Annotated in this window: 15 protein-coding genes; 11 read left to right on the top strand and 4 right to left on the bottom strand. The window is 34.4% G+C overall.

The genetic code is table 11. From position 1 onward, the window contains the following. Positions 1-27: 27 nt before the first annotated feature. On the bottom strand, positions 28-504 hold the full coding sequence (locus GR162_RS09185) for a c-type cytochrome (RefSeq protein WP_160781897.1): 477 nt from the start codon (positions 502-504) through the stop codon (positions 28-30). Positions 505-630: 126 nt separating this feature from the next. Here GR162_RS09185 and GR162_RS09180 point away from each other — a divergent pair, with 126 nt between their 5' ends. The 9 genes from GR162_RS09180 to GR162_RS09140 all read left to right on the top strand — a co-directional run bounded on the left by GR162_RS09180 (position 631) and on the right by GR162_RS09140 (position 10,364). Continuing rightward, on the top strand, positions 631-999 hold the full coding sequence (locus GR162_RS09180) for a hypothetical protein (protein WP_160781896.1): 369 nt from the start codon (positions 631-633) through the stop codon (positions 997-999). Between the two features lie 73 nt (positions 1,000-1,072). Next, positions 1,073-1,918, top strand: a complete 846-nt coding sequence (locus GR162_RS09175; protein ID WP_160781895.1) for a FixH family protein — start codon at positions 1,073-1,075, stop codon at positions 1,916-1,918. Between the two features lie 60 nt (positions 1,919-1,978). Then, positions 1,979-3,976 carry a TonB-dependent receptor gene (locus GR162_RS09170; RefSeq protein ID WP_237421341.1) on the top strand — a complete coding sequence of 666 codons (1,998 nt, stop codon included), beginning with the start codon at positions 1,979-1,981 and terminating at the stop codon, positions 3,974-3,976. Between the two features lie 191 nt (positions 3,977-4,167). Next, entirely contained in the window at positions 4,168-5,100 is a 933-nt protein-coding gene (gene nadA, locus GR162_RS09165) for a quinolinate synthase NadA (RefSeq protein ID WP_160781894.1), read from the top strand. A gap of 30 nt (positions 5,101-5,130) precedes the next feature. After that, on the top strand, positions 5,131-6,645 hold the full coding sequence (nadB, locus tag GR162_RS09160; protein ID WP_160781893.1) for an L-aspartate oxidase: 1,515 nt from the start codon (positions 5,131-5,133) through the stop codon (positions 6,643-6,645). A gap of 31 nt (positions 6,646-6,676) precedes the next feature. Beyond that, positions 6,677-7,408 carry an iron-sulfur cluster repair di-iron protein gene (gene ric, locus GR162_RS09155; protein WP_160781892.1) on the top strand — a complete coding sequence of 244 codons (732 nt, stop codon included), beginning with the start codon at positions 6,677-6,679 and terminating at the stop codon, positions 7,406-7,408. Positions 7,409-7,422: 14 nt separating this feature from the next. Continuing rightward, on the top strand, positions 7,423-9,546 hold the full coding sequence (locus tag GR162_RS09150; protein WP_160781891.1) for a ribonucleoside triphosphate reductase: 2,124 nt from the start codon (positions 7,423-7,425) through the stop codon (positions 9,544-9,546). Further along, on the top strand, positions 9,527-9,691 hold the full coding sequence (gene nrdD / locus GR162_RS22350; protein ID WP_008469083.1) for an anaerobic ribonucleoside-triphosphate reductase: 165 nt from the start codon (positions 9,527-9,529) through the stop codon (positions 9,689-9,691). The genes GR162_RS09150 and nrdD overlap by 20 nt, the downstream gene beginning before the upstream one ends. Beyond that, on the top strand, positions 9,648-10,364 hold the full coding sequence (locus GR162_RS09140) for an anaerobic ribonucleoside-triphosphate reductase activating protein (RefSeq protein ID WP_370516236.1): 717 nt from the start codon (positions 9,648-9,650) through the stop codon (positions 10,362-10,364). The genes nrdD and GR162_RS09140 overlap by 44 nt, the downstream gene beginning before the upstream one ends. A gap of 163 nt (positions 10,365-10,527) precedes the next feature. Here GR162_RS09140 and aspT read toward each other — a convergent pair whose 3' ends face one another. Beyond that, a complete protein-coding gene (gene aspT / locus GR162_RS09135) occupies positions 10,528-12,210 on the bottom strand; it encodes an aspartate-alanine antiporter (RefSeq protein WP_160781890.1) in 1,683 nt (560 codons plus the stop codon). 191 nt (positions 12,211-12,401) lie between these two features. Here aspT and GR162_RS09130 point away from each other — a divergent pair, with 191 nt between their 5' ends. Together GR162_RS09130 and GR162_RS09125 are read left to right on the top strand one after the other, a co-directional pair. Then, positions 12,402-12,989: a TetR/AcrR family transcriptional regulator gene (locus GR162_RS09130; protein WP_160781889.1), complete on the top strand. Its 588-nt coding sequence runs from the start codon at positions 12,402-12,404 to the stop codon at positions 12,987-12,989. Between the two features lie 69 nt (positions 12,990-13,058). Next, positions 13,059-13,868, top strand: coding sequence for an SDR family NAD(P)-dependent oxidoreductase (locus GR162_RS09125; RefSeq protein ID WP_160781888.1), 810 nt, complete (start codon positions 13,059-13,061; stop codon positions 13,866-13,868). Between the two features lie 219 nt (positions 13,869-14,087). Here GR162_RS09125 and GR162_RS09120 read toward each other — a convergent pair whose 3' ends face one another. Together GR162_RS09120 and GR162_RS09115 are read right to left on the bottom strand one after the other, a co-directional pair. Next, complete coding sequence (locus tag GR162_RS09120; protein WP_237421339.1) at positions 14,088-15,179, bottom strand: PepSY domain-containing protein; 1,092 nt, start codon at positions 15,177-15,179, stop codon at positions 14,088-14,090. 55 nt (positions 15,180-15,234) lie between these two features. After that, positions 15,235-17,616, bottom strand: coding sequence for a TonB-dependent receptor (locus GR162_RS09115; RefSeq protein WP_160781887.1), 2,382 nt, complete (start codon positions 17,614-17,616; stop codon positions 15,235-15,237). Positions 17,617-17,884 lie beyond the last annotated feature (268 nt).

Here is a 17,884-nt window from a genome sequence, read left to right as displayed (position 1 = left end):
TATTATTTAGATTTTGATTCCTTTCAATTATTTAACCCCATCATTCTGGCGCATATATTCCAAAATAGATCTTGCTTCATCTTCTGTTAATCCTTGGTTAGGCATACGAATCATGCAAAGCTCAAGTTGTGCCTGCAATTCTGGATCTTTGTCAATCATTGGGTCAGGATTGGTAATAAAATTCATGATCCATTGCGGCGTTCTTCTTTCTGTTACCCCTTTCCATCCCGGGCCAACTAATTTTTCATCTGTTGGTTTATGACAGGAAGTACATTTTACTTCAGCAGTTTTAAGTCCTTTTTCAGCCATTGCTTTATCTAAAGAAGCTCCTAATTCAACGGTTTCATACTTCCCAAGACCTCTTTTTGGATCGTAAGATTCTGCATCAGCTGTTTTCTCAGCTGGAGCTGGAGTAGAAAAATCCTGATCGCTATTTGACTTTTCTTTCCCGCATGATGTGAGCAGGATAAAACCAAACATTGTTAATAAGAATAGTTTGTTCATTACTTTGTTTTTTACTTGTTAAACTTTTGATCAAAATTCTAAAACATGTTTTTCAAAAAGTATGATTACAATCATATCGTCAAAAAAAAGTTCATAATACCTTCGTATTCTCAAAAATCACAAGCAATGAAGCTTTGTATTTACATATTTTTATTTGCGGTAATATTCAGACCTGCATTTCCATTTTTGGATTATGTGGTCAACTACCATTACATTACAACTGAATTATGCGAAAACAAAAATGCTCCAGAATTGCATTGTAATGGAAAATGTCATTTGAAAAAAGAATTAGCAAAAAGCTATAAAAATGATACGCCAGCTTCTAACGAAAAGAAAAGTGAAACAGCAGAAACCGTGGTTTTGTTTATTGTCAAAATCCCAGTATTCTCTTTTGAAAAAAATAGAGCTTCTACTTTTATAGTAAATGCATTTTACAACAACTTATATTCTCATTTAGAGGCCGTCAATATCTTCCGTCCTCCAATTTTCATTTGATTTTTATTTCATTCTTCCTTCTTTCGAATTCATTCGACAGACCTTTTATTATCATTATTTAAATTAAAATCTCATGAAAATTTTAAAATATACAGTGCTCTTACTTCTAGCAATTATCTCATTCTCTTGCTCTTCTGATGACGATTCTTCTTCAATTCCAATTGATGAAACAAGCGGACTTCATAAAATACAGGAAATGACCAATGATACTCATGTAATCGAATTATTCTCATCAACAGGTTCTTTGGTGCAGGGTTACAATCGTATTTCACTTCGAATAAAAGACAAGAAAACCAACAATTATATTACAGATGCCAAAATAGAATGGATACCGTTAATGCACATGGCCATGATGCAGCATTCTTGTCCAAGATCTCAGGTAGAAAAAAAAGATAAAAAAACAGTATACGAAGGAGATATCATCTTTCAGATGGCACAAAACGAAACAGAATACTGGGAATTAACAATAGCTTACAAAATCAATAATGTAAGTTATACCGCGACCGATAAAATAAGCGTACCAGCATCGACAAAACGCACGGTTAGCTCATTTATGGGAAGTGATGGAAACAATTATGTAATTGCCTATATCGCACCATTTTCTCCAAAAGTGGCGCTAAACGACATGGCAGTAGGAATTTACAAAATGAAAGATATGATGACTTTTGAAGCTGTAAATAATTTCAAAATCAAAATCGATCCAAGAATGCCGAGCATGGGTAATCATGGTTCACCAAACAATACAGATTTGCTTCAATCTGAAACTAATGGTTTTTATAAAGGAAAACTTTCTCTTACAATGACAGGATATTGGAGAATAAACCTTCAAGTTTTAAATACTGATAACGAAGTTTTGAAAGGAGAGCCTGTTACGGCAGACAATTCATCAAGCAGTCTTTATTTTGAGATTGAATTTTAAATCTAAAAAACAACAAGAAAGAGGCATAACACAATTTGTCTCTTTCTATTAAAGTATAAAATGATGAAAAATCTAGCAGCAACCTTCTTGGCTGTATTTTCAACAATATGCTGGGCGCAGGAAAAACCAAATGATAGTCTTGAAACCGTAAAACTTAATGAAATAATTGTCATTGGAAGTAAACCTTCTTTACACTTAAAACAATCAAAATCGCTGACATCTATAGAAGAATATCTCTCAAAATCATCAAAAGTAAATATGATTAAAAGAGGTGCTTATGCATGGGAACCCATTATAAACAACATGGCTACAGAGCGCACCGTGATTACTATTGACGGAATGCGCATATTTGGTGCGTGTACCGATAAAATGGATCCGATTACGTCTTATGTTGAGGTTTCAAATTTAGCTGAAGCCAGCGTAGCATCTGGACAACAAGCTAGTTGTCATGGAGCAGGAATTGGCGGATCTGTCGATTTAAAACGAAATCAGTTTAGTGATAAAAACACTGGATGGAACGGCAGTTTAAATTCAGGTATTGAAAGTAATAATCTGCAAAAAATTATTGGTGCTTCTTTAGGATATAATGATACTCGATTTCATACCCATATCGATTTTATGCATCGTGATGCCGATAATTATAAAGCAGGTGGAAACAAAGAAGTGAGTTTTTCTCAATTTAACAAATACAATATTTCCGCTACTGCAGGTTATTTTATAAACAAACAAAACCTTTTGGAAACTTCTGTAATTTATGACAAAGCATCAAATGTCGGCTACCCTGCTCTTCCTATGGATGTTTCTTTAGCCGAAGCTAAAATTGTATCGCTAAGTTATAAATACTTGCCTAAATCAAGCTTCGTAAAAAATTGGGAAACAAAAGGATATTTTAATTCCATCACCCACAAAATGGACGATACCAAAAGACCAAGCGTACCGATACACATGGATATGCCGGGATGGTCTGATACTTATGGTTATTATTCGAGAATTAAAGGAAAAATTAAAAAACATAATTTTCTAGCTGACTTAAACGGTTTTTACAATAAGTCAATTGCTGAAATGACGATGTATCCATCAGATCCCAACGAAAATCTGATGTTTATGTACACATGGCCAGATGTCAGAACTTTGTACAACGGATTGTCCTTAGAAGATAACATACAAATTTCTGAAAAAAATCATTTGAGAATTAGTACTAATCTCGGATTCCAGAATAATACTGTAGCAAATGATTTCGGATTAGCAAGTCTTCGCATTTTTTATCCTGATATGGATGCTTCAAAAAACCGTTTTCTAAAAAGCTTTGCTGCAAATTATACCAAAAATATCGATCAATTTGAATTTGGATTTGGTTTGGCTTACGCCGAAAGAGCGCCATCTGTATCTGAAGGCTACGGATTCTACTTGTATAACAGCAGTGACTTTTATGATTATATAGGAAATCCAAATCTAAAAAATGAAAATGCCCTCGAAGGAAACTTTTCGGTTGGATATAAAACATCTCAAATCACAGCAAAAATTACAGGTTCTTATTTCTGCTTCTCAAATTATATAATAGGTAAAATTGATCCTAATACGCTCCCTATGACTATTGGCGCTTCTGGAGTAAAAAGATATGAGGCTATAGACAATGCCAAAATTTTCAATACCGATTTTAATCTGACTTATGATTTTCTGGAAAATTGGCAATTCAAATCTCAGCTTACTTATAGTTCGGGAAAAGATAATGAAGGAAATAATCTCCCATTTATAAGTCCGATTAAATACAGCGCAGGAATCGATTTTAAAAAAGAAAAATTTAATGCAGGAATTAACGCTTTAGGAAATCTGGCACAAAATGAATTTGCAAAAACTTATGGGCAAACTAAAACTTCAGATTATCTCATTTTTGGACTTAATGCAGGTTATGCTTTTCATTGGAATCAAAACATCTTAAAACTGCAAACAGGAATTGAGAATATTTTTGATAAGTATTACACGACTTATGCCGATTGGAACAAGATTCCAAGAATGGGCCGAAATATATTTGTTAATCTCACTCTCAATTTAAATTAAGATTCGATTATCAAGGTTAACATATACAAACAAATATAAAACAGTATGATTAGAATCATGTTTTGAAAAAAATGATGATAATATATTTACCCTATTAAAATTATGTATTTAAATATATTTTAAAAACAGGTTTAAAAGATAAATAGCATCAGCTTTCATATAGCTATATAGTAGAAAATTCAAAAATTAACATGAACAAGAACTTTTTAGTACAGGAAATAATCCAATTGAAAAAAGAAAAAAATGCTATTATTCTGGCTCATTATTATCAAGATGAGGAGATTCAGGAAATTGCAGATTTTATTGGTGATAGTCTTGAATTGGCTAAAAAAGCTCAAAATACCAATGCTAATATTATTGTTTTTGCGGGAGTTCATTTTATGGCAGAAACAGCAAAAATTTTAAACCCAAACAAAAAAGTAGTATTACCTGATTGGAACGCTGGCTGCTCTCTTGCTGATGGTTGTCCGCCTGAAGATTTTAAATTGTTTAAAGATCAGCATCCAGACCATATTGTGGTTACTTACATCAACTGCTCTGCCCAAATAAAAGCCATGAGCGATTTGGTCTGCACGTCGGCAAATGCCAAAAAAATAATTGAGTCGATACCGGTAGAACAAAAAATCATATTTGCTCCAGATGAAAACTTGGGCAGATATCTACAAAAAGAAACCAAACGCGAACTGGTCTTATGGAAAGGCTCTTGTGTTGTGCATGAAGCCTTTTCATTAGACAAACTAATTGAAATATATAACAGAAATCCAACTGCAAAAATTGCAGCACACCCTGAATCTGAAGAGCATATTTTAAAAGCAGCACATTACATCGGCTCAACTTCGGGAATTATTAATTTCATTAAAACGGATCCTACTACCGTTTTCATTGTGGCCACAGAAGCCGGTATCCTGCATGAGCTTACGAAAGCTGTACCTTATAAAACGCTGATTCCGGCTCCTACCACAGATGACAATAGCTGTGCCTGCAGTGAATGTGCTTTCATGAAAATGAATACACTCGAAAAATTGTATTTGTGCCTTAAAAATGAAAGGCCAGAAATGCTAATTAAAGATGAACTGAGAATACAAGCGCTAAAGCCTATTGAAAGGATGCTTGAACTATCATAAAAAAATGCAACAACTCTAAATCAAAATAACATGCTTAAAACAGATATACTTATCGTAGGTTCTGGTATTTCGGGATTATTTTTTGCAACGAAAATCGCAAAAAAACGGCCAGATTTATCAATTGTTATAATGACGAAAGAAACAGCTAAAAACACCAATACAAGACTGGCACAAGGCGGTATTGCAGTGGTGACTGATCTCATAAAAGATAGTTTTAACAAACATATACATGATACGCTTCGGTCAGGTGGAGGGCTGTGCGATAAAGAAGTGGTTAATATGGTTATTAAACAAGCTCCAGAAAGACTTCAGGAACTAATTGAAATTGGGGCATGTTTTGATAAAAATGAAAAAGGCCAATGGGATTTAGGTTTAGAAGGTGGGCATTCACAACATAGAATATTACACCATAAAGATAGCTCCGGACAAGAAATCGAGCAGAAACTGCTCAAAATGATCAAGAAAATGCCCAATATTGAACTCTTAGAAAATCATATGGTCATTGACTTAAATACCGAAACAAAAAAAGCTAAAACTACTTGTACCGGAGCCTTTTTCTTTGAAAAAAAACACAACCGAATTAAATATATTAGAGCCAGAACAATCGTTTTAAGTACTGGCGGATGCGGACAGCTTTTTGAAAATACAACAAATCCGAAAATAGCAACAGGAGACGGATTGGCAATCGCAGCACGTGCAGGAGCAGAAATTGTCGACATGCAATATATTCAGTTTCATCCAACAGCTTTGTTTACAGAAAAAGAGAATCCGTTATTCTTAATTTCTGAGGCCGTTAGAGGCTTTGGTGCTCATATAGTAAACGACGAAGGAAAAAGATTCTTGTTTAAATATGATATTAAAGGCGAATTGTCTACACGCGATATGGTCTCAAATGCCATAAGTAAAGAACTTCAATTGAGTGGCAAAAATCATGTTTACTTAGACTGCAGGCATTTAGATCCGAAAGCTTTTGCAAATCAATTTCCTGTCATCACAGCACATTGCAATGAACTAGGAATCTATCCTGAAAAAGATTTAATCCCAGTTGTTCCTGCTGCACATTATCAATGTGGCGGCATTAAAGTCGATCAAAACGGAGTTACATCAATTAAAAATCTTTACGCTATTGGGGAATGTGCGAGAACAGGACTTCATGGTAAAAATCGTCTGGCATCCAACTCACTCCTAGAAGCTATAGTATATGCACACCAAGCTTCGGAAAATGTTGATAAAACTATAGCTGAGTTTATTTATTCATCCAAAATATTGATTCCCAAGTTTCCAAAAGCACATAATGTAGATGATTATCTTGCTTTTGAAATACTTAAAAAAGAATTGCAAAAATGGGTCACTTCGTTTTATACGAGTGAAGAACGCGATGCCGATTTTGCTTTTGCAAAAATAAAAGAGCTTCATAATTATGCTGTTTCGCTTACAAAATCATACGAAATCACGATTCCGTTTATCGAATTTTCAAATATGATAGCTGCTTCACTATTGATTATTAAACAATGTAAAGCAACTACAGACAAACAAATGTGCTGAAACCAGAATTAATCCATATACCCCAACCATTATGAAACTAACAAGTAAAACCACAGTTGGCGAAATCGTAGCAGATGATTTCAAAACAGCAGCCATTTTTACAAAATTCCATATTGATTTTTGCTGCAAAGGGCATCGAACTATCGAAGAAGTCTGCAGAAAAAGAGATATTGAAGAAAGTGTTCTTATTGACCATATTGAAAAAGCAAGAAACAGTTCTGCCAATCAGTCTTTTGATTATAAAAATTGGCCTGCAGACATGATTGCAGATTATATTACCAAAACTCACCATAGATATGTTGCAGAAAAAGCTCCTGTTATTCTAGAATATTTAGATAAATTATGCGGTGTTCACGGTGCGATTCATCCTGAGCTTCATGAAATCCATACTATTTTTTCAAAATCGTTTTTGGACTTGACGGCTCATATGAAAAGAGAAGAGTTGGTTGTTTTTCCTTTTATTAAAAAAATGAAAGCCGCACACAGTAAAGGTACAGAACTGGAAACACCGCCTTTTTTATCTATTGAAGCTCCAATTGTAACCTTAAAAGATGATCATATTACAGAAGGACAACGCTTTATAAGAATTGCAGCTTTAACCAATAATTATACACCGCCTATTGACTCATGCAGCACCTATAAAGTGGCTTTTCTCATGCTAGAAGAATTTGACAAAGATTTAAAGAAGCATATTCATCTGGAAAACAATATTCTGTTTCCAAAAGCCATTGAGCTTGAAAAAACATTTGAAAAAGTGTCTTAAATAAAATCAGAACCATGGAAAAATATGTAATCAAACGCAACGGAGATTATAAGCCATTTGAAGCTTATAAAATTCAGGATGCCATTCAAAAAGCCTTTCAGAGCGTTATCCAGCCTGTAGACAAAAGAATTTTCAAAATCGTTCTTTCTGGTCTTGAGGCAAAATACTCGTGGCCTGTAGAGGAAATTCAGGACATGATAGAAAGAGTGCTTTTTGAGAATGGATATTTCCAAACCATGCGTTCGTTTATAATTTATCGCCATACAAGAAAATTACAAAGAGAACATATTAATGGTTTAAACGACGACACTACTTATATAGACAGTACACAAACTGTTGAAGAATACATCAACCAGTCAGATTGGCGAATTAATGCAAATGCGAATATTTCGTATTCAAACGCGGGACTAGTCAGTAATACCGCGGGAAAAGTAATCGCCAATTACTGGTTAGATAAAATATATAATAAAGAAGAAGGTTCTGCTCATAGGAATGGCGACATACACATCCATGATTTGGATTGTCTTACCGGATACTGCGCTGGTTGGAGCTTGCGTGTGCTGTTAAATGAAGGTTTTAACGGCGTGCGTGGCCGTGTCGAGAGCAGACCTCCTTCTCATTTTAGAGAAGCATTAGGTCAAATGGCCAATTTCTTGGGAATTCTGCAAAGCGAATGGGCAGGCGCTCAGGCTTTCAGTTCTTTTGACACCTATTTGGCTCCTTATGTTTTTAAAGATCAGCTTTCTTATGAAGAAGTGCTAAAAGGAATTAGAAGTTTTGTTTACAATCTAAATGTGCCTGCACGTTGGGGACAATCGCCTTTTACAAACATCACTTTAGATTGGAATGTACCAGAAGATTTAAAAGAACAGATTCCGACTCTAAATGATGAGCACTTATTTCTAAAAGTTACTGATGAAAATCTGATTGAAGAAGCTAAAAAAAGAGGCGTTTCAAAATTGATAGATTTAAAATATGCTGATTTTCAAAAAGAAATGAATCTCATCAATAAGGCATATTATACCATTATGACTGAAGGCGATGCAAACGGACAGCCGTTTACATTCCCGATTCCGACAGTAAATATTACCGAAGATTTTGATTGGAACGGAGAAAATGTCGATTTGCTTTTTGAAAATACTGCCAAAATTGGCTCGTCTTATTTCCAGAATTTTATTGGAAGCCAATATCTTTTGGATGAAAATGGTAAGCGCATAGAAAATCCAGACGCTTATAAACCCAATGCTGTTCGCAGTATGTGCTGCCGATTACAGCTCGATTTAAGAGAATTATTAAAACGAGGAAACGGTCTTTTTGGAAGTGCCGAAATGACGGGAAGCATTGGCGTAGTAACCATCAATATGGCGCGCCTTGGATATCTTCATAAAGGAAACATCATTACTTTATTTGAGCATTTAGATGAATTACTCCAAATAGCAAAATCGACTTTAGAGAAAAAAAGAATGTTTATTCAGCAGATGTACGACCGCGGACTTTATCCGTACACACAGCGCTATTTGAAACATTTTAGAAATCACTTTTCTACAATTGGCGTAAACGGAATGAATGAAATGGTACTAAATTTTTCTGAAGGAAAACAAAATATAACCGCCACTTCGGGAATACATTTTGCAACCGAAATTCTCGATCACATTCGACTGCGAATGAAAGAATTTCAGGAAGAAACAGGAAATCTTTACAATCTAGAAGCGACTCCGGCAGAAGGAACAACGTATCGTTTTGCAAAAGAAGACAAAAAGCGTTTTCCAGAGATTTTGCAAGCAGGACAAAATGAAAACATATACTATACGAATAGTTCACAAATACCTGTTGATCATACAGACGATCCTTTTGAAGCCTTATTGCTTCAAGATGAATTACAATGCAAATATACTGGCGGTACAGTTTTGCATCTTTATATGAGAGAAAAAATAAGCAGTCCAGAAGCCTGTAAAAACTTCGTAAAAAAAGTTCTAACCTGCTTTAAATTGCCCTATATAACCGTAACACCAATTTTCAGCATCTGCCCTATTCATGGCTACTTAGACGGTGAACATGAATATTGTCCAAAATGCGACGAAATTTTACTCAATAAAAACAATCAAAAACACTTGGCTTATGAAAACGAAAACGCATAAAATTCTAGAAGAAAACAAATCGCAAAGAAGCAAATGTTTGGTTTACACCCGTGTAATGGGGTATCACAGACCTGTAGAAAGTTTTAATATTGGAAAAAAAGGTGAACACCAACAGCGTACACATTTCGAAGAAACCATTATCTAATAAAGGAATATTTAGCCTCACACCTTTTACTTTATTAGACTATCCGCATAGAACAGCCTGCATTGTGTGGTTTGCGGGCTGTAACATGCGGTGTTTATACTGCTACAATCCTGATATTGTTCTGGGAAAAGGAAAAATAAATTTTAATGAAGTTCTAACTTTCCTCAAAACGCGAAAAGGATTGCTAGATGGAGTGGTTTTAAGCGGTGGCGAATGTACTTTACACAAAAAAATAATTGATTTTATAAAAGAAATCAAAGCAATGGGATTTGCGGTTAAAATTGATACCAACGGTTCCAACCCAAAAATATTGAATAGCCTGATTCGTGATCAATTAATTGATTATGTCGCGTTAGATTATAAAAGTCTTCCTCATACCTTTAAAAAACTAACGCAATCAGGCTTATTTTCTGAATTTCAAGAAACTCTTTCTCTTTTGATTCAATCTAATATTCCGTTTGAAGTTCGTACTACTTTTCATTCTTCTTTAATTACAGAAAGTGATTTTATTCAAATGATCAAATATCTTGAAAGTCAAAATTTTGAAGGCAATTATTATGTGCAACACTTTATGAATAATGTGCCAACACTTTCAAATCTAGATAATTCTACTAAAGAGATACAACTCAAAAACTTCTCCACTCCCAAAATAAAAGTTATTTTTAGAGAGTAATATATACAAGTCTTAATCTGTAGAATAGCAAAAAAATGGCAATCATTATTTCATCTATTACTTTAATAAAGCTTAAATGTTAACTATTGGACTTCATTTGAAGGATTTGAAGTTTCAAGCCATAAAATACCAATTGAAATTTAGTACATTTGATTTGATCGGATTAAGACATCATGCCGACAAGTATTGGTCCAAAAGCAGTCAATAATATATTGGCTAATGCATACGGAATCGTATAGCCTAAAACTGGAAACTTGCTTCCTGATGCATCTTGAACCGCTTTTAATCCTATTGTTGAGGTGCCTGCGCCGGTTTGTGCGCCAAGTAAAATTATTGGATTTATTTTTAATATATACCTTCCAAAATAAAGTCCGATGATATGAGGAATTAAAGCAACAGCAACACCTGCAAGCAAAATACCAAAACCAGTTTCTTTAAGACCTGAAATAAAACTTGGACCAGCAGCGAGGCCAACAAGTCCGATAAACGTTGCGAGACCAACGTTGTCAAAAATCCACAAGGCGGGCTCTGGAATTCTGCCAAAAACAGGAGTTCTTGAATGCAACCAGCCAAAAATCAGTCCCATTACCAATGCACCACCGCTTGTCGTTAAAGTTACTGAAACTCCAAATAATGTTACCGAAAGCAAACCTAAAAGTCCACCAAGGACAATACCCAGACCAACAAAAATAATATCAGTCTCAGGGCTTAAACGATCTAGATAACCAATTTCTTTCGCTGCTTCTTCTAGTTTTGCAGGTCTGCCTGAAAGATTCAAAATATCGCCTCTATTTAAAACCGTCTTTGATTCAAGTGGTATTTCATGATTTTCTCTCGTTATTTTGTTTAGCATTAGCCCATGGTAAAAACTGCTTTTTCGAAGAGACTTTACTGTCATTCCTTCAATTGCTTTATTGGTGATGGTAACATCTAAATGTGCAAGCGGGAAATTCAACAACTCTTCATCCAAGACTTCTGGCCCAATAGAAAAGAGACTTTCTAAAATGATTCCGTGTTGTGCCATTATAACCATCACATCATCTTTATGAATTATGGTGTCGGGTTTGGGATCTAGCAATTGATTTCTATGACGTACCCTCTGAATAACGATATTCTTGTTGGATATTAATCTTTCAAACTCGCTTATACTGATTCCAATCCATTTCTCATTGGTTATTCTATAGGCACGGATAATCCATCTCTGATAGGCGCTTTTCATTCCTGGACCATATTCCTGCTCACTTTCTCCAGAGATACTTTCAGCCAGTTTATCGCTTTCTTTAACTAAATCAATACCAAGCAATTTTGGGGCAATTGCAGTCAGGAAAAAAACAAAAGAAGCTGCACCTACCAAATAAGTTACAGAATAGGCTACCGGAATATTATTGATTAATCTGCTTTTTTCTGCATCATCAAGATTTAAATGGCTTATAGCATCTGAAGCAGTACCAATTACAGTTGATTCAGAAAACGCTCCTGCTAATAATCCTGCTGCTGTTCCTACATCATAACCTAAAAAAACAGAAACAGAATATGCAACTAATAAGCAAGCTAAACATATTACCAAAGTGAGCAACAATTGCGGAAATGCATTCTTTTTAAAACCTTGAAAAAATTGTGGACCAACTTTGTATCCTGTTGAAAACAAGAAAAAATCAAAGAAAATAGTTTTTACAATATCAGGAATTTCAATAACCAATTGGCCAATTAGCACTCCAGCAAATAAAGTGCCTAATACTACACCAATTTTAAATGTCCCTATTTTAATGCGTCCAATTAAAAATCCAAGAGCCAAGCATAAAAAAAGTGCCAGTTCAGGATGTTCTCTAAGTATAGCTGTAACCATATTACTTTTTTTCAGATAAATTTAATCAAAAAAAGAATAAATATGACATTAAACAACTTATAAACAGTTAATTACAATCCAATCATATTAAATATAACTCCACAAACCATTAAATTTTAAATAAAAAATCAACTAAAATTTGCACATATGACCAATCGGTCATATATTTGCATCGTTAAATACAATCTATCATGACAAAAGGTGAAGAAACCAGACAATTTATTATAGAAAAAGCCGCCCCTATTTTCAATACAAAAGGAATTGCAGCTACTTCTATGAGCGATATTATGGAAGCGACTAAATTGTCTAAAGGAAGTATGTATGTGCATTTTGAAAACAAAGATGTTTTGGCCTGCGCTGCTGTAGATTATAACATGAAAATATTAAGCTTTAAACTGGAAGCAGCACTTAGGGACGGAAAAAGTGCTAAAGAGCAACTTTTTGCTTACATTGATTTTTTTAGTAATCCGATAAATCCACCAGTAATTGGCGGATGTCCTTTACTAAACTTTGGAACAGAAGCTGACGATACCAATCCAATTGTAAAAGAGAAAGTTAACAATGCTATCAAGCGAGGTCAGTCTCTTTTAACTTCGATTATAGAAAAAGGAATTGCCGATAAAGAATTTATTCCTGATTGGAATGCATCAGAATTTGCCACTGCCCTTTTTGCGATGCTTGAAGGAGGACATTTAATGTCAAGAATGTCTGGCAACAATAACAATATGAATACGATAGAAAAAACGCTTAAAAAAATTATATCTGAAAAATTGATATAATTTTTTTTACCATAAAAATGACCGATTGGTCATTTTTAAATTTAATTAATAATTATAAAAACAAATACCATGTCAAAAACAATTTTAATTACAGGAGCTTCAAAAGGATTTGGAAGAGCTTGGACAGAAGCATTTTTAGCTAAAGGACACAACGTAGCTGCTACAGCTAGAAATCTTGAAACTTTAAACGATTTAAAAGAAAAGTACGGAAACTCAATTTTACCTTTAAAATTAGACGTCAACAATCGTCAAGAATCTCTAGAAGTGATTCAGAAAGTAAAACAGCATTTTGGAAGAATTGACGTTTTAATCAACAATGCGGGTTATGCGCTTACAGGTGCCGTGGAAGAAGCAAGCGAACAAGAAGCGAGAGAACAGTTTGAAACGAATTTCTTTGGAACTTTATGGTTGACACAGGCTGTTGTTCCAATCATGAGAGAGCAAAAAAGCGGTCATATTATTCAGGTTTCTTCTATTTTGGGGCTAGCAACTTTACCAACAGGAATGGGACTTTACAGCGCTTCTAAATTTGCTATAGAAGGTTTAAGCGAAACATTAGCCTCAGAAGTAAAACAATTTGGAATCAACGTTACTTTATTAGAACCAAACGGATATGAGTCTAACATCTGGCATACTGGAATTGCCAGCAAAAGTTTACCATATTATGACGAAATCAAAAAAGCTTTGGCTGAAAGAGAAAACATATTTGGAAAAGTACAAGCAACAGCTCCAGCAGTGGTGAACTTGGTAGAAAATGAAAATCCTCCTTTACGTTTATTACTTGGAAAAGTGGCGTTCCCATTTGTAAAACAAAGCTACGAACAAAGATTGGAAAGCTGGGAAAAATGGAATGATGTTTCTGTTGAAGCGCATGGTTAATTTTCATTCCGCTAGGAATGTTCCATTGGTAGAAAAAAAAGATAAACGCGTGCATTATCATTCCGTAGGAATGTTTGATTGGTAAAAACGTTCCTTACGGAACGTAAAACGTTAACAACAACATAATTTCTACCAATGAAATGTTCCTACGGAACAAACTATTTACAAAAAACGGGATTGTTTGCTCAAACAATCCCGTTTTTTCTTTTAATAAAATCTTTAATTTTTAATTTTCTTACTCTTCTTCCCTTTCTTCCACCAAATAATAAATCCAGTTATAGGTAAAGAAGCGCCAATCAAACTTACCAGACTCCAGATTATTTTTCCTGTAAGTCCAAAGAAAATTCCTGTATGAAGATCGTAATTACTTGCTTCATAAACATCAGCAGCATTATTGTCTTTGTATAATTTGGTTCTGAGCATCTTCCCTGTTTTTCCATCAAAGAAAATAGTGTTCTGTTTTCTTGCCCAATCATTCGGATATGTCATTCTTAATCGAAGTTCTCCCGTTTTTCTGACTGAAAATGAAACTGAAGTTGCGCCTGGATATTTCGCATTTGCATTTTCGTAAATATTGTTATAACGAACAGGAATTGTAGTCGAATCAATTTTGGCGTTGGAAACCACTTCATCTCCTTTTCTAAGTTTGCTTCCTGTTACCAGACTAACTCCTTTTTTGACAGCATCGTACTTAAAATATATTCCAGAAAACGCAATTAAAAGCAAAAAAATAGAAGCATAAAATCCTAAAACCTGATGCAAATCAAAATTGATTCTTTTAGACGAACCGCTCCATTTTATTTTTAAAGATTGTTTAAGCTGACGTCTCTTTTTTGGAAACCATAAAATTAATCCCGTTATGAGCATAATGATAAAAATCACAACCGACCAGCCTTGAATAATCTCGCCAACTTCTCCTAATAATAAAGTGCGATGTATTTCTAGTACCGTATTCAGCCAATCTGCTCCCTGCTGATTGATTAAAGTTCCATTGTACGGGTTGAAATAATAGGTCTTTTTCTTTTTGGTAGAAATTTGAACTGCCGCATTAGGTTCTGCTTTATTTATTTTTAAAGCCGTTATTTTCTGTTTAGGTTCTAGATGTTCATAGTTTTCTATTATAGTTTTTAAACCTATAAAAGGCTTCTCCTGAACGGGAACATGCAGATATTCCTTATTTGTAAAATCACGAATTTCTTCTTCAAAAACATACAGAAAGCCTGTAATGCTCACTATAAAAACAATGAGGCCCGATGCTAAACCGAGCCACAAATGTATTTGTCTGATAGTCTTTTTAAAACCTTTGGTCATACTGTGCAATAAAATCCAAATGTAGAAATATCATTTTAAATGACGAATTGTATTTTTAGAATTTAAATGTAATATTTCCCGTAATTCTCGTTGGGTTTTGAGCTGCCAAACGATATGACCAATATTTTTCGTTGGTAAGATTGTCTACTTTTAACCCTAATCTAAATTTTGGTCTGTCATAAAATACAGAAGCATCTAAAACGGTGTAAGAAGGAATCGTAAATTTAAATGTTGAAGTGTTAGTTTGATAATACTCACTTCCGTAAATTCCTCCAACACCAAATCCAAGTCCAGAAGCTGCTCCTTCTGTCAATCTATAACTTGCCCAAAGATTGGCAGTTGTTGGAGAACCAGCTGTTGTTGGTCGTAAACCATTTATACTCGGATTGGCTTTTGTGTATTTACTGTCATTATACGTATAACCTGCCACGACGTTTAAACCTTTAATCGGATTGGCAATCAACTCAGCTTCAAAACCTTTACTCAATTGAGTTCCGTCCTGAATCTGAAAGTTTACATGGTCTGGATCATCGCGAGTAATATTCGTCACTTTTATGTCATAATAACTAAACGTCGCACTGATTTTATTAAAGTCAAGTTTAACGCCTCCTTCTAACTGATTCGCCTGATTTGGCTTGAAAGTATTTCCGTAAAAATCAGATCCGCCAACATTATTGAAACCGTTCATGTAATTTCCAAAAACAGAAACCTTATCTTTTATCACTTGGTAAACTGCTCCAAATCTAGGGGAAAATGCCGTCTGATTATAATTTCCTGCAATAGAATCGCGACTAGGATAATACACGCCTTTATTGATATAACGATCGGCTCTAACCCCTCCCATTACTAATAATCTATCAGTAACATTCAACACATCAGAAACATAAGCACTATAAGTTCTTTCGTTATTCGATACCATATTAGTATAAGTAGCATTTGCAAATAAAGGCTCTATTTTATTTATCGTAAAATTGTTGTATGCATCGCCAGGTTTTCTAAAATTAAGTGCCGGCATATTTACTATTGCATCATTACGTGTTGCGCGAAGACTGTAAAAATCTAATCCAGCCACTACTCTATTACGCAGTTTTCCGATTTTAAAATCTCCGTTAAAATTCTGCTGAATATCTGTTCCGTAATACGGATAATCCTGATTGGTAACTTGCTGTCTCAAAGTTTCATTGCTCAACATCGTCAGTGCTACAACATAACCTTCAGATGAAGATCTTGTACGGGAAACGATAGTTTGTGAAGTCCATTCGTCTGAAATTTTATATTTCAATTGCGCAAAAATATTGTATTGCTGACCTGTGTAATTTACTGTATTATTAGCAAATGAAAGTTTGTACGGAATTCCCAATTCTTCTACACTATGAGCCGTGGCATCTGCTTTTGTATAAGGCGTCAATCGAGTTGGCGATGTTGCTTTTGAAGCACTAAATTCGGCATCAATTAATAAAGTCAATCTATCGTTTACCTCATAAGAAAAACTTGGCGCAATAAAAAAGCTTTTATTAAAACCTGCATCCTGAAAACTTCTTTCACTATGCAAAGCTGTATTGATTCTGAAAAGAGCAGTTTTCTCTTCATTTAAAGGTGTGTTGATATCTGCTGTTAAACGATTCAAATCCCAATCGCCTGCTGAGAAAGAAACTTCTCCTTTAAAGAAATTAAAAGGCTTTTTGGTTACTCTATTAAACAATCCGCCAAAAGAAGAAATGGTACTTCCAAACAAAGTCGCCGAAGGACCTTTTATCACTTCAATACGCTCTAGATTTGATGGATCAATCGAGTTAAAGGTAAAACTTCCAACACCATTTCTTACCAATTGAGGCGTAGCAAAACCTCGAGAAATATTAGTCGTTCTCCCCTGATTTCTCACTTCGGCAATCCCAGCACCTGGAACATTTTTAAAAGCGCTATTATAATCTGTTATAACCTGCTCTTTCATTAATTCTTTACTCACAATAGTATAAACCTGTGGATTTTCCATGTTTTTCAGTTTCATTTTAGAAACCTCTTCACTTTCTTTTCTCGCAAATCGGTTTCCTCCAGAACTTACAATCACTTCTTCTAATTTTTGAGAAGTATACGTCAGTTCAAAATCTAGTGCAACTTCTGTATTATTCTGGTCAACAATAACCGAAGCCGGAGAAGATTCATAACCGTTTAGTTTTATTTCAACCAGATACGTCCCAAAAGGGATATTTTTTAATTGATAAGTCCCATCAGAATCGGTTGTAGTGGTTTTATTTAATTCTGAAATTTTAACAGTTGCTCCTTGTAAATAATTTCCGTCTTTAACGACAGCCGTACCCGAAATTGTACCAACAGCTGATTGAGAAAAGGTCTTTTCTGAACACATAAAAATGATCAAAAAAGCAACAAACACTTGACATAAAACATTGTCTTTAAGTGTTTTTAAAATTGTTTTCATATAAAATTTATATTTTATGCTTATTTAGACTGGATACAAATATATAAACGAGAACTGACTTCTTAGTTAAAGATTAAAACTTTCTTAAAAAAAAATTAAAAACATCTGAATAAACGCTGAAAAGAATCCTATTTCTATCGAAGCGACATAATTCAACGTGAATTTTGTTACTTCTTTTTGCTTTAATTTTCAGTTGTTTAAAAGTTAACCAATACTTTTTATGCAAAAAAGGGGTTGCATAAGCCGTTATTCTTTTTTATTTTTATGA

Origin of the sequence: Flavobacterium sp. HBTb2-11-1, assembly GCF_009826975.1 — a bacterium.
Classification (GTDB): domain Bacteria; phylum Bacteroidota; class Bacteroidia; order Flavobacteriales; family Flavobacteriaceae; genus Flavobacterium.
Note: the sequence above shows the minus strand (reverse complement) of the source record. Positions and strands in the feature narration are given on the sequence as shown.

What these genes read in the sequence shown, in the direction of transcription:
- GR162_RS09130 (WP_160781889.1), top strand. Translation starts at nt 12,402, where the DNA reads ATGACAAAAGGTGAAGAAACCAGACAATTTATTATAGAAAAAGCCGCC.
- GR162_RS09175 (WP_160781895.1), top strand. Translation starts at nt 1,073, where the DNA reads ATGAAAATTTTAAAATATACAGTGCTCTTACTTCTAGCAATTATCTCA.
- aspT (WP_160781890.1), bottom strand. Translation starts at nt 12,210, where the DNA reads ATGGTTACAGCTATACTTAGAGAACATCCTGAACTGGCACTTTTTTTA.
- ric (WP_160781892.1), top strand. Translation starts at nt 6,677, where the DNA reads ATGAAACTAACAAGTAAAACCACAGTTGGCGAAATCGTAGCAGATGAT.
- GR162_RS09185 (WP_160781897.1), bottom strand. Translation starts at nt 504, where the DNA reads ATGAACAAACTATTCTTATTAACAATGTTTGGTTTTATCCTGCTCACA.
- GR162_RS09150 (WP_160781891.1), top strand. Translation starts at nt 7,423, where the DNA reads ATGGAAAAATATGTAATCAAACGCAACGGAGATTATAAGCCATTTGAA.
- GR162_RS09120 (WP_237421339.1), bottom strand. Translation starts at nt 15,179, where the DNA reads ATGACCAAAGGTTTTAAAAAGACTATCAGACAAATACATTTGTGGCTC.
- GR162_RS09115 (WP_160781887.1), bottom strand. Translation starts at nt 17,616, where the DNA reads ATGAAAACAATTTTAAAAACACTTAAAGACAATGTTTTATGTCAAGTG.
- GR162_RS09170 (WP_237421341.1), top strand. Translation starts at nt 1,979, where the DNA reads ATGATGAAAAATCTAGCAGCAACCTTCTTGGCTGTATTTTCAACAATA.
- GR162_RS09180 (WP_160781896.1), top strand. Translation starts at nt 631, where the DNA reads ATGAAGCTTTGTATTTACATATTTTTATTTGCGGTAATATTCAGACCT.
- nadB (WP_160781893.1), top strand. Translation starts at nt 5,131, where the DNA reads ATGCTTAAAACAGATATACTTATCGTAGGTTCTGGTATTTCGGGATTA.
- nrdD (WP_008469083.1), top strand. Translation starts at nt 9,527, where the DNA reads ATGAAAACGAAAACGCATAAAATTCTAGAAGAAAACAAATCGCAAAGA.
- GR162_RS09125 (WP_160781888.1), top strand. Translation starts at nt 13,059, where the DNA reads ATGTCAAAAACAATTTTAATTACAGGAGCTTCAAAAGGATTTGGAAGA.
- nadA (WP_160781894.1), top strand. Translation starts at nt 4,168, where the DNA reads ATGAACAAGAACTTTTTAGTACAGGAAATAATCCAATTGAAAAAAGAA.